Below are 11,874 nucleotides of genomic sequence, written 5' to 3'. Positions count from 1 at the left end.
CCGTGACCGGTTTTCGGGATACACGTCCCGGGCCGCATGAGAAATACACAGAAAGCAGGAAACCAGCCATGGGCGATACAAAAATCAGCTCCGGGGAACCCGAACTCAAGCGGGTGATGGGGACCAAGCTTCTGCTGCTCTTCATCGTCGGCGACATCCTTGGCACCGGAGTCTATGCCCTGACCGGCCAGGTCGCCGGTGAAATCGGCGGTGCCGCGTGGCGCCCATCCTGGTGGCGTTCGCCGTTGCCACCATCACCGCGCTGTCCTACCTGGAACTGGTGACCAAATTCCCGCAGGCCGCCGGTGCCGCGCTCTACGCCCACAAGGCTTTTGGTATTCACTTCGTGACGTTCCTGGTCACCTTTGCCGTGCTGAGTTCCGGAATTACCTCCGCCTCGACGGCCGCCAAGTTCCTGGGCGAGAACTTCATCGTCGGCTTCAACCTGGAGTGGGGCCAGACCGGCGTTACCTGGGTGGCGGTCATCTTTATGCTGTTGCTCGCCGCCATCAACCTGCGGGGCGTCGGAGAGAGCATCAAGTTTAATGTGGTCCTGACGATTGTCGAACTGACCGGACTCCTGATTGTCATCCTGATCGGATTCTGGGCGATGAGCCAGGGAAATGTGGATTTCTCCCGGGTCATGGTGTTTGAAACCGATGGCGACAAGAGCGTCTTCCTCGCCCTGACGGCTGCCACCTCCCTTGCGTTCTTTTCCATGGTGGGTTTTGAGGACTCCGTCAATATGGCCGAGGAAACCCGGGACCCTGCCAGGATTTTCCCCAAGGTCATGCTGACCGGGCTCGGCATCACCCTGATTGTCTACCTGCTGGTGTCCATTGCCGCGGTCGCCATCGTGCCCGTGGGACAGCTGTCCGAAAGCGCCACTCCGCTGCTGGAGGTTGTCCGCACGGGAGCGCCCAACCTGCCGGTTGACCTCATTTATCCGTTCCTGTCCATTTTTGCCGTGGCCAACACCGCGTTGATCAACATGCTCATGGCCAGCCGCCTCCTCTACGGCATGGCGAAGCAGGATGTGCTTCCCCGTTCGCTTTCCAAGGTCCTCCGCGGCCGCCGCACCCCGTGGGCTTCCATCCTTTTCACCACCGCCATCGCGCTGGGGCTGATCATCCTCGTTACCAACTTCATGGGCGCAGAGACCGTCACCGCGCTGGGCGGGACCACGGCGCTGCTGCTGCTGGCGGTGTTCACCGTGGTGAACATTGCCTGCCTGGTGCTGCGCCGCACGCCGCACGAGGGCAAGCACTTCCGCTCCCCGGGTTCCTTCCGTACGTCGGCGTATTCACCTGCGCGTTCCTGCTGGGCCCGTGGGCGCAGGACCCGATTGAATACCAGATTGCCGGACTGCTGCTGCTTCTGGGCCTGCTGCTGTGGGTGCTGACCTGGTTCTGGAACCGGGCCGTGCGCGCCAAGAAGACCCGCTTTTCAGACGCCGAAGAACTCCGCGGCTGAGTCCGTCCCCGCCCGCTTTTCCACCCCCTAGGTCAGGAGCACCATGAGTATTGTCGTCGGATTTCTTCCCACCCCCGAGGGGACGGCCGCGCTGAACGCCGCCCGCCGGGAGGCCAGCGCCCGTTCCGCGCAGCTGGTGATCGTGAACGTGGCGTTTCCCCGCCACGGCTTGCACCACCAGGAGCAGGAAGAAGCCAACAATGCCGCGCTGGAACAACTCGAGGCAGAGCTCCGCACGGCTGGAACGTCCTACACACTGGTCCACCCGGTCGGTGACTACGATCCCGCCGAAGAGCTGCTCAAGGCTGCCGGCGGCCCCGGCGTCGAGCTGATTGTCCTGGGGCTGCGGCGCCGCACCCCGGTCGGCAAGATGCTGCTGGGCAGCACGGCGCAGCGCGTGCTGCTCCAGGCGGACTGCCCGGTCCTGGCGGTCAAGGCCAACAGCTAGCGCTTAGCGCCTGATTCGTGCGCTTGGCGCCCGCGGCCGCGGATTCGCGGACGCACAAGTGGCCGGCACCCGTTTCCGGGTGCCGGCCACTTTCTTTCACGATGCGCCGGTGCCGGAAGGATTCGCGTTCCAGCGGGCGCCGCGCCGGTGCCGGGCTAGGTAATGGAGGTGGATCCGCGGCGCTTGTTGAATACGTCGAAGGCCACGGCTGCCAGGAGCACCAGTCCCTTGATCAGCTGCTGGTATTCGGTACCCACACCCATGATGGACATGCCGTTGTTCAGGATGCCGATGATCAGCCCGCCAATGATGGCTCCGGTGACCCGGCCGATGCCGCCGGTCACTGCGGCTCCGCCGATGAAGACGGCGGCGATGGCGTCAAGTTCAAAGCCTTCACCGGCCTTGGGGCTGGCCAGGTTCAGCTGCGCGGTAAAGACCAAACCGGCCAGTGCGGCCAGGACACCCATGTTGATGAAAACGGTGAAGGTGGTGCGCTTGGTATTGATGCCGGAGAGATCCGCGGCGTGCAGGTTCCCGCCCATGGCGTAGATATGGCGTCCCCAGACGCTGCGGTTCATGACGGCGGAGTAACCGACCGTCAGCAGTCCCAGGATGACCAGGACGATGGGCATGCCGCGGTAACTGGCCAGCAGGTAGGTGATGAACAGGAGCAGGCCGGCGGTGAAGACGAGCTTGGCGGCAAACCAGAGCATCGGCTCGTCGACCAGCTGGTGGCGGCGCCGGACCATCCGCTGGCGGATGCCCGAGGCCACCAGGGCGGCGGCGGCCAGCACACCCATGATCACGGTCAGCGGCTCCAGGAAACTGGTCCCTCCGCCCAGATCGGGCAGGAACCCGCTGCCCAGGTCACGGAACTGGTCCGGGAACGGGGAAATCTGCTGGTTCTGCAGGACAATCTGGGTCAGCCCGCGGAAGGTCAGCATTCCCGCCAGCGTCACGATGAAGGCCGGGATCCCGAAGTACGCGATCCAGAACCCCTGCCAGGCTCCGACGGCGGCGCCGAGGACCAGGCACAGCACGGCGGCCATCCACCAGGGAAGTCCCCACTGGGTGATCATCACGCCTGCGGCAGCGCCGGTAAAGGCCACAACCGACCCGACTGACAGGTCAATGTGCCCGGCAATGATCACCAGGACCATGCCGACGGCGAGGATCAGGATGTAGCTGTTCTGGATGATCAGGTTCGAGACGTTGATCGGAGCCAGCGTGATCCCGTTGGTGGCGATCTGGAAGAAGATGATGATGGCAATCAGCGCGATGAACAGCCCCACCTGGCGCAGCTGCCCGGTCAGGTAGTTCAGGGCGGTGCCGACAATCCCTGCCGGACGTTCCTTCGGTGCGGGGGCGCCGGCGGACGGCCCCTTGTCGGTGAGAGTGCTCATTGGCGTTCCTTGTCTGTCGCGGCGGCAGGAGTCCTGGCATCGCGGGTCATGTACTGCATGAGGTATTCGGCGCTGGCTTTTTCCCGCGGGACGTCGGCGGTGATACGGCCCTCAGCCAGGGTGTAGATACGGTCGCAGATTCCCAGCAGCTCCGGCAGCTCGGAGGAGATCACGATGACCGCCTTACCCTGGTCCGCCAGTTCATTGATGATGGTGTAGATCTCGTACTTGGCGCCGATGTCGATGCCGCGGGTGGGCTCGTCGAGGATCAGCACGTCGGGATTGGTGTGGATCCATTTGGACAGCACCACCTTTTGCTGGTTTCCGCCGGAGAGCTTTCCGGTCAGGGCCAGGACCGAGGGTGCCTTGATGTTCATGCTGGTCCGGTATTTTTCCGCTGTCAGGTGTTCCCGGTACGGGTCCACCCAGCCGCGGGCGGAGAGCCTGTTCAGGCTCGAGACGGAGATGTTGCGCCTGATGTCCTCGATAAGGTTCAGCCCGTACCGCTTGCGGTCCTCCGTCGCATAGGCCAGGCCGTGTGCAATAGCCTGGCCGACGTTCTTCATTGTGATTTCGCGGCCGTTCTTATACAGGCGGCCGCTGATGTTGTGGCCGTAGCTGCGGCCGAACACGCTCATGGCCAATTCCGTACGGCCGGCGCCCATCAAACCGGCGATGCCCACGATCTCACCGGCACGAACGTGCAGGTTCGCGCCGGAAACCACCTTGCGGTAACGGTCCAGCGGGTGGTGCACGGTCCAGTCTTCGATGCGCAGGACCTCTTCGCCGATGACCGGCGTGTGGTCCGGGTACCGGCTGTCCAGGTCGCGGCCCACCATTCCGCGGATGATGCGCTCCTCGGAAATCTCGTCAGCCTGCATGTCCAGTGTCTCGATGGTGCGGCCATCGCGGATGATGGTGACGGCGTCGGCGATCGCCTTAATCTCGTTCAGCTTGTGGCTGATGATGATGCAGGTGATGCCGTCGGCGCGCAGGTCCTTGATCAGCCCGAGCAGGTGCTCGGAGTCTTCATCGTTCAGTGCAGCCGTGGGCTCGTCCAGGATCAGCAGTTTGACCCGCTTGGACAGGGCCTTGGCGATTTCCACCAGCTGCTGCTTGCCCACGCCGATGTCCTGGATTTTCGTGGCCGGGTTCTCCGCCAGGCCCACCCGTTCCAGGAGCTTCGCGGCTTCGAGGTTGGTCCGGTGCCAGTCGATGAAACCGCCCCGGGACTGTTCGTTGCCCAGGTAGATGTTCTCCGCAATGGAGAGGAACGGGCTCAGTGCCAGCTCCTGGTGGATGATCACCACACCCGCGGCTTCAGAATCCTTGATGTCCTTGTATTCCTGGAGCTCGCCCTCCAGATAGATCCCGCCCTCATAGGTGCCGGCCGGGTAGACCCCGGAGAGGACCTTCATCAGGGTGGATTTCCCGGCGCCGTTTTCTCCGCAGATGGCGTGCACGGTCCCCTGCCGGACTTCCAGGGAGACGTCCTGGAGCGCTTTGACCCCGGGGAAGGACTTGGTGATTCCCCGCATGGAAAGAATATTCGCGTTCACGTTCATGTCCTTGCCGGCGGTCCCGGCGGCGGCCGTGTTCGGGCTGCCGCCGGGACCCCGCGGTGGTAGGGAGTTACTTGAGGTCGGAGGCCTCGTAGTAACCGCTGTCGACGAGGATTTCCTCGTAGTTGTCCTTGGTGACCACCATCGGGTCCAGCAGGTAGGTCGGTACGATCTTGACCTGGTTGTCGTACGTCTCGGTGTCGTTGACCTCGGGGTCTTCGTCCTTCAGCACGGCATCGACCATGGCCACAGCCTGTTCGCCCAGGGCCCGGGTGTCCTTGAAGATCGTGGAGTACTGCTGGTTGTCCATGATGGACTTCACGGAGGCCGCCTCGGCGTCCTGGCCGGTGATGACGGGCAGGGCATCGGCCGAGTAGCCGGAGCCGGTGAGGGCGGAAATGATGCCCAGGGAAATGCCGTCGTACGGGGAGAGGACGCCGTCGACCTTTTCGCCGCCCGAGTACGTGCTGGCGATCAGGTTTTGCATGCGCTTCTGGGCGGTGGCCGGATCCCAGCGCAGGGTCGCAATCTGGGTGAAGCCGGTCTGGCCGCTCTGGACCACGAGGGTGCCCTTGTCGATGTACGGCTGCAGGGTATCCATGGCACCGTCATAGAAGAAGTTGGCGTTGTTGTCATCGGGGCTGCCGGCGAAGAGCTCGATGTTCTTCGGTTCCGTGGCCCCGGTGTCCTGGCCCTCGGCGTCGAGGATACCCAGCCCGGTGAGCAGGGAGGTGGCCTGCTGCACGCCCACGGTGTAATTGTCGAAGGTGGTGTAGTAGTCCACGTTCTCATTGCCCGTGATCAGGCGGTCATAGGCGATCACCTTGATGCCGGCGTCCGCCGCGTTGTCCAGCTGGTCGCTGAGGGCGGTGCCGTCGATGGCGGCAATGACCAGGACCTTGGCGCCCTTGGTGATCATGTTGGAGACCTGCTGGACCTGGGTGGGAATGTCGTCGTCGGCATATTCCAGGGTGGTCTCGTACCCGAGGCCATCGAGTTCGGCCTTGATGGCGTCGCCGTCCTTGATCCAGCGTTCGGAGGTCTTGGTGGGCATCGCGATACCCACCAGCGCACCGGCATTGTCGCCGGACCCTGCGCTATCGGAATCGGCGCCGCCGCGGCCGGAGCCGGAGCCGCAGCCTGCAACGGAGACGGCCAGGATACCGGCAGTCACGCTGAGAAGGAGTTTACGGATTTTCACGAAGGAGCCTTTCGATGGACATCGTTGTCTAGCGGATAAACTGCCGGGTCCTGCGCTTTGCCGTGCGGCAGCGAACTCAGCGGGATCGATAGTGAGAACTGCATCACATTTTGATGTGAGCGCTAACATTATTGCTCCCGGCTCATGCCGATTGTCAATTCGCGCGGGCCGGATGGGGAATTGGGCGGCAGTCAGCGCTGCAGTTCCGCCAGTATGGCGGCCACCCCGGTGAACGTTTCTTCGAAAGAGGTTGACAGCGGCGACAGCCCCAGCCGGATGCCCGACGGGTTCCGGTAGTCAGGGATCACCCCCTGCTTCCAGAGTTCCGCAGTCACGGCTTGAAGGACGGATGGTCGATGGTGATGTGGCTGCCGCGCCGCTCCGCCGGGCGCGGAGAGGCCACGACGACGCCGCGCGGCACCAGCAGCGCCTCCACGGCCGTCAGGGCGTATTCGGTAAGCGCCACCGATTTCGCCCGCACCGCATCCAGGCCCGCCTCGGCCAGCAGTGAAACCATGTCCTGGATGGGCAGCATCCCGAGCACCGGGGGCGTCCCGGACACCAGGCGGCGGATTCCCGGCGCCGGAACATAGCCCTGCGCCATGCCAAAGGGATCGGAACTGCCCAGCCAGCCCTGGATCGGCTGTGCAAAGTCCTCCTGGTGGCGGTGGGCCACGTAAGCCCAGGCCGGCGCGCCCGGACCGCCGTTGAGGTACTTGTAGCTGCAGCCCACGGCGTAGTCCACGCCCCACGCGTCAAGCTCCGCCGGAACTACGCCGGCGGAATGGCACAGGTCCCACAGCACCAGCCCCCCGGCGTCGTGCACCACGGCCGTGACGGCGGCAGCGTCGGCAAGGAAACCGGAGCGGTAGGCCACGTGGCTGAAGACGGCCAGGGCCGTCTGCGGGCCCACGGCCGCTGCCACCGCTTCGGGCGTGACCCCGCCGTCGTAGTCCGCCGCAACCCAGCGCAGGGTCAGTCCGCACTCCTGCGCGATGCCTTCCATGACGTAGCGGTCCGTGGGGAAGTTGTCCGCGTCGAGCACAATCTCGCTGCGCCCCGGCCGGGCAGCAACCGCGGCCCGGCCCAGCTTGTACAGCAGGACGGTGGTGGAGTCGGCCACGATGCACTGGCCGGCGGCGGCCCCGAGGGCCACCGCCCCCAACTCGTCACCGAGCCGTTCCGGCAGCTCAAGCCACTGCTCATCCCAGCCGCGGATGAGCCTGCCGCCCCACTGCCCTCGCACAAAGCCCTGCAGGTGCTCGGCCGTCGCCCGCAGGGGACGGCCGAGCGAGTTCCCGTCCAGGTAGGAAACCACCCCGTCGGCCTCCAGGAAACGATTCCGGAAGTGCCCCAGCGGATCACCGGCATCCAGTTCCCGGGCAGTGGTGAGCAGCTTGTCCAGTTTCATCATGTGGGCACCCTAACAGCCGCAGTGGGTTAGGCCGGCAACGCCTTCACCGCTCCCGCGAAGTGCCGGCGCCGGGAGCGCTGGTTCCAGCCCACGAACGTGGAACCGGAGTACCCGTCATCGCCCTCCGTATCGGAAATGGACAGCGACACGGCCGCCGGCAGGAACACCGGAGAGTCGAAGTCGATGGACCATTCATACGGTTCCTGCCGGTTCTGCACGATGTCGGCCACCACCCGGGAAGCCAGGTACATGCCGTGCGCCAGCGACCGCTTCATGCCCAGCGCCTTCGCCGACAGGCGGCTGAGGTGGATGGGATTGAAGTCCCCGGACACCACGGCGTAGTTACGGCCGGCGTCCGCCCCCAGCCGCCACAGCGCCGTCGGCGGCGGAGGCACGAAATCCGGGCGGGGCCCGCGCGCGTCGGAACGGTCAAAGCGGGGCAGGAAGACGCCCTTCGCCAGGTACGTGGAGCGCCCGCGCCAGACAACGGCGCCGCCGGCGCTGACCTCGGCGATCAACTCCACCTGGGTGCCGGCGCGGTGCCCGGCCAGGTTCTCCGCCCAGGCCGTAACGTCCAGCGGTTCGGCGTAATGGATCGGCCGAAAATGCTCCACGCTGTTGCGAAGATGCACCATTCCCAGCAGCGGCAGTGGAAAGTCATCCCGGGACATGAGGCTCATGGCCACCGGAAAGGCGAACGTGTGCACGAAGCCGGAGGGCAGGTAGTCGGAGGCGCTGTGCTGCACGAGCCGCTGGAAGTCGGCCAGCCGCTCCAGTTCCACCCTGGCCCCGGTTACCCGGTGCCGGGCTGCCGGAAGCGTCTGTGGCGCCTGCGCGGCGGAAAGCCGTGCTTTCGCGGCCGAGCCGAGGGCCCCGACGTAGAGCTTTCCAAGTGCGGGGATTTCATTCAGCTGGGTATCGGTCATGCCCCCACCATGTTCTGTCCGCAGACCCGGACCACCTGACCGTTCACCCCGGCGGCGGCGTCGGAGGCCAGGAACGAGATGGTCTCCGCGACGTCGACGGGCAGGCCGCCCTGCTGCAGGCTGCTCAGGCGGCGGGCCACCTGCCGGGTCAGCGCCGGAATAGCCGCGGTCATGTCGGTTTCGATGAACCCCGGCGCGACGGCGTTGATGGAGCCTCCGCGCGGAGCCAGCAGCGGCGCCGTGGCCCGGACCATGCCGATCACCCCACCCTTGGAGGCAGCGTAGTTGGTCTGCCCGCGGTTGCCGGCGATGCCGCTGGTCGAGGCCAGCGAAACAATGCGGCCTTCAGGGCTGAAAGTGTCCGAGGCGAGCAGCGTCCGGTTCATCGTGAGCTGGGAGGCGATGTTCACGGCGATAACAGACTGCCAGCGGGATTCATCCATGTTGGCCAGCAGCTTGTCGCGGGTGATGCCGGCGTTGTGGATGACGATGTCCAGGTGTCCGTAGCGTTCGGCGGCATGGGCGAGGATGCGGTCGGCGGCGTCCCCGCGGGTGATGTCCACCTGCAGGGCGGTGCCGGAGATTTCGTTGGCGACCCGGGCCAGCTGCTCACCGGCGGCCGGTACGTCGACGACGATTACGGTGGCGCCGTCGCGGTGCAGGATGCGGGCAATGGCAGCTCCGATTCCCCGGGCAGCGCCGGTCACCACGGCCACCTTGCCCGCCAGCGGCGTGTTCCAGTTCGCCGGCAGGGTGCCGGCGTCGGAACCCACGGTGATGAACTGGCCGCTCACGTACGCGCTCTTTCCTGAAAGGAGGAACCGCAGCGCCGCCGCCGCGCCGGGAGCCGTGGCCTGCACTCCGTTGGCCAGGACAATGCCGTTGGCTGTGGCACCGCCGCGCAGCTCATGGGCGATCGAGCGGAGCAGCCCGTCCACGCCCTGCCGTGCCGCCGCTGCTTCGGGTTCCTGCGCTTCGGCAGCGGGACGGGACACCGTCACGACGCGGCCGCCCGGAGCGAGGTCCCGCAGGGCAGCGCCCGCGGCCAGTGTAGCTTCGCCGAGGTCCCCGGGAGCCGCGGCCGTGTCCAGGACGACCAGGATGGCACCCAGCTTCTCCTTGGGCGTGGCATGCCGGCGGACGTCCTGGTCCCAGCCCAGCAGCAGCTGGGACAGTGCGTCCGCCGCTTCGCCCTTGCCCAGGACCAGCACAGGTCCGGGAACCAGGGGCTTGGCGGGATCGAAGCGCCGCAGGATGGAGGGACGGGGCAGGCCGAGCTTTTTCGCGATTTCCTTGGTGATGCCGGTGTTGACGAGGTTCAGGTAGGCGTCGTTCATGATTAGCGCGCCTCGAGGACCGCAACGAGGCCCTGGCCGCCGGCCGCGCAGATGGAAATCAGGCCGCGGCCCGATCCCTTCTCGTGCAGCATCTTCGCGAGGGAGGCGACGATCCGTCCGCCGGTGGCGGCAAACGGGTGGCCCGCGGCAAGCGAGGAACCATTGACGTTGAGCTTGGAGCGGTCCACGGTCCCGAGCGGGCCTTCCAGCCCCAGCCGGGTCCGGCAGAATTCATCGTCCTCCCAGGCGGCCAGCGTACTAAGGACGGTGCCCGCGAAGGCTTCGTGGATTTCGAAGAAATCAAAGTCATCCAGCGTCAGGCCGTTGCGGGCCAGCAGCCGCGGCACGGCAAAGGCCGGGGCCATGAGCAGCCCGTCCTTGCCGTGGACGAAGTCGACGGCGCCGGCTTCGGCGTCCACGATGTTGGCGAGCATCGGCAGGTCGTGTTCGCGGGCATAGTCTTCCGAGCCCAGCAGCACCACGGACGCGCCGTCGGTCAGCGGCGTGGAGTTGCCGGCCGTCATGGTGGCTTCATCGCCGAGGCTGCGCCCAAATGCGGGCTTCAGCTTGCCGAGCTTCTCCATGGTGGTGTCAGGACGCAGGTTGGCGTCGCGGGACAGCCCGCGGTAGGGGGTTACCAAATCGTCGAAGAAGCCGCGGTCGTAGGCCGCTGCCATGTTCCGGTGGCTGGCCAGGGCCAGTTCATCCTGCGCTTCACGGGTAATTTTCCACTGGGCGGTGGTCAGGGCCTGGTGCTCCCCCATGGACAGTCCGGTGCGCGGCTCCCCGGTGGACGGCGCGTTTGGCGACAGGTCCTTCGGGCGGATCTTCGCGACGGCGGCCAGCTTCTGCTTTGCCGTCTTGGCCCGGGACAGGTCAAGCAATGCGCGGCGCAGGCCTTCGCTGACGGCGATGGGGGCGTCGGAGGCGGAATCCACTCCGCCGGCGACGGCGGATTCGAGCTGGCCGAGCTTGATCTTGTTCGCCAGGCTGACGACTGTTTCCAAGCCGGTGGCGCAGGCCTGCTGGACGTCATATGCGGGGGTTTCCGGCGACAGGGCCGAGCCCAGCACGGCCTCCCGCGTGAGGTTGAAGTCCCGGGAGTGCTTCAGGACGGCGCCGCCGGCTACTTCGCCGATGCGCTCCCCCTGCAGGCCGAAGCGGGCAACCAGTCCGTCGAGTGCCGCGGTGAGCATGTCCTGGTTGGAGCTGTACGTGTACTTGCCGCCGGAGCGGGCAAAGGGGATGCGGTTGCCGCCAATGACGACGGCCTTGCGGACGGCGGGAGCAGGGGTGGGTCCGCCGCTCGCCGCGGGTTCGGCCTGTGACTGTGCAGCCATGGTTCTGTTCTCCTTGGAGGTTCTGCAGAATGTGAGGGGAGTTACTGCAACCCAGCGTACCTGATACGCTGAGTATCGTGAACACAGCTCTTCAAGACTCCGCCGCGTCGATGCCGGTGCCTCCCCCCGCTTCGGCCGAAGCATCATCGGACGGCCGGTCTCTGCGCTGGGAGGCCCACCGCACCGAGCGCCGCGTGGAACTGATCAAGGCCGCACGCCGGGCCGTCCACACCCTGGGGGCCGGGGCCTCGATGGAGGAAATTGCCGCAGCATCCGGCACCTCGAAGTCCGTGTACTACCGGTACTTTGGAGACAAGGCCGGGCTGCAGCAGGCAATGGGCGACATTGTGCTCGCACAGATGCAGGACAAGATCCTCGCGGCGGGCCGCACCGCAGGGTCCCCCCGGGCCGGCCTGCAGGCCATGGTGTCCGCCTACCTCCAAATGGCACAGACCTCTCCCAACGTCTATGCCTTTGTCACCGCCGGCGAGGCGGCGGCCGGCACCGAGCCGCGCTTCGCGGAAAGCCTCACATCATTTTTCGACGCCATTACGGGAATGATGGAACGCGCCGTGCGGACCTACCTGGACAGCGGATCCCCGGCCGCGAAGCTGGGGGTTGCCGCCGGCTACTGGCCTACGGCCGCACTGGGCATGGTCCGAGCCGCCGGCGAGGGTGGCTTGCCGCGGCCCCCGGACCGGACAAACCCTCCGAGGCCGAAATGACGCAGCAGCTCACCTCATGGCTCTTTGACGGCATCGGCCACGGGC

The 11,874-nt window shown here is 66.0% G+C and carries 8 protein-coding genes and 2 pseudogenes; 3 read left to right on the top strand and 7 right to left on the bottom strand.

Features of this window, described 5'->3' with window-relative positions:
• The first annotated feature begins 68 nt into the window (after positions 1-68).
• Positions 69-1,473, top strand: a pseudogene (locus OL239_RS09840) (APC family permease).
• A 43-nt stretch (positions 1,474-1,516) separates the two neighbouring features.
• Entirely contained in the window at positions 1,517-1,921 is a 405-nt protein-coding gene (locus OL239_RS09835; protein WP_268908799.1) for a universal stress protein, read from the top strand.
• A 155-nt stretch (positions 1,922-2,076) separates the two neighbouring features.
• Here the strand turns inward: OL239_RS09835 and mmsB are convergent, their stop codons facing one another.
• The 7 genes and pseudogenes from mmsB to OL239_RS09800 all read right to left on the bottom strand — a co-directional run bounded on the left by mmsB (position 2,077) and on the right by OL239_RS09800 (position 11,104).
• Positions 2,077-3,324 carry a multiple monosaccharide ABC transporter permease gene (gene mmsB, locus OL239_RS09830; RefSeq protein WP_268908798.1) on the bottom strand — a complete coding sequence of 416 codons (1,248 nt, stop codon included), beginning with the start codon at positions 3,322-3,324 and terminating at the stop codon, positions 2,077-2,079.
• On the bottom strand, positions 3,321-4,889 hold the full coding sequence (gene mmsA, locus OL239_RS09825) for a multiple monosaccharide ABC transporter ATP-binding protein (protein WP_442864129.1): 1,569 nt from the start codon (positions 4,887-4,889) through the stop codon (positions 3,321-3,323). Before mmsA ends, mmsB begins: the two co-directional genes overlap by 4 nt.
• Positions 4,890-4,956: 67 nt before the next feature.
• Positions 4,957-6,087 (bottom strand): multiple monosaccharide ABC transporter substrate-binding protein, encoded by a 1,131-nt coding sequence (chvE, locus tag OL239_RS09820; RefSeq protein WP_268908796.1) that lies wholly within the window; start codon positions 6,085-6,087, stop codon positions 4,957-4,959.
• A 191-nt stretch (positions 6,088-6,278) separates the two neighbouring features.
• Positions 6,279-7,501: pseudogene (locus OL239_RS09815) on the bottom strand (kynureninase).
• A gap of 26 nt (positions 7,502-7,527) precedes the next feature.
• A complete protein-coding gene (locus OL239_RS09810) occupies positions 7,528-8,427 on the bottom strand; it encodes a MaoC/PaaZ C-terminal domain-containing protein (protein WP_268908795.1) in 900 nt (299 codons plus the stop codon).
• A complete protein-coding gene (locus OL239_RS09805; RefSeq protein WP_268908794.1) occupies positions 8,424-9,764 on the bottom strand; it encodes a 3-oxoacyl-ACP reductase in 1,341 nt (446 codons plus the stop codon). Before OL239_RS09805 ends, OL239_RS09810 begins: the two co-directional genes overlap by 4 nt.
• A gap of 2 nt (positions 9,765-9,766) precedes the next feature.
• Positions 9,767-11,104 (bottom strand): acetyl-CoA C-acetyltransferase, encoded by a 1,338-nt coding sequence (locus OL239_RS09800; RefSeq protein WP_268908793.1) that lies wholly within the window; start codon positions 11,102-11,104, stop codon positions 9,767-9,769.
• Between the two features lie 110 nt (positions 11,105-11,214).
• On the opposite strand from OL239_RS09800, the gene OL239_RS09795 reads away from it, so the two are divergent.
• Positions 11,215-11,829, top strand: a complete 615-nt coding sequence (locus OL239_RS09795) for a TetR/AcrR family transcriptional regulator (protein WP_329609177.1) — start codon at positions 11,215-11,217, stop codon at positions 11,827-11,829.
• The last annotated feature ends 45 nt before the right edge of the window (positions 11,830-11,874 follow it).

This window comes from Arthrobacter sp. ATA002 (assembly GCF_026898095.1).
Taxonomy (GTDB): Bacteria; Actinomycetota; Actinomycetes; order Actinomycetales; family Micrococcaceae; genus Arthrobacter_B.
This window is presented reverse-complemented; position numbering and strand designations above follow the sequence as displayed.

Excerpts from the sequence above, each read along its gene's own strand:
- OL239_RS09835 (WP_268908799.1), top strand. The coding sequence starts at position 1,517 with ATGAGTATTGTCGTCGGATTTCTTCCCACCCCCGAGGGGACGGCCGCG.
- mmsB (WP_268908798.1), bottom strand. The coding sequence starts at position 3,324 with ATGAGCACTCTCACCGACAAGGGGCCGTCCGCCGGCGCCCCCGCACCG.
- mmsA (WP_442864129.1), bottom strand. The coding sequence starts at position 4,889 with ATGAACGTGAACGCGAATATTCTTTCCATGCGGGGAATCACCAAGTCC.
- OL239_RS09810 (WP_268908795.1), bottom strand. The coding sequence starts at position 8,427 with ATGACCGATACCCAGCTGAATGAAATCCCCGCACTTGGAAAGCTCTAC.
- OL239_RS09805 (WP_268908794.1), bottom strand. The coding sequence starts at position 9,764 with ATGAACGACGCCTACCTGAACCTCGTCAACACCGGCATCACCAAGGAA.
- OL239_RS09800 (WP_268908793.1), bottom strand. The coding sequence starts at position 11,104 with ATGGCTGCACAGTCACAGGCCGAACCCGCGGCGAGCGGCGGACCCACC.
- OL239_RS09795 (WP_329609177.1), top strand. The coding sequence starts at position 11,215 with ATGCCGGTGCCTCCCCCCGCTTCGGCCGAAGCATCATCGGACGGCCGG.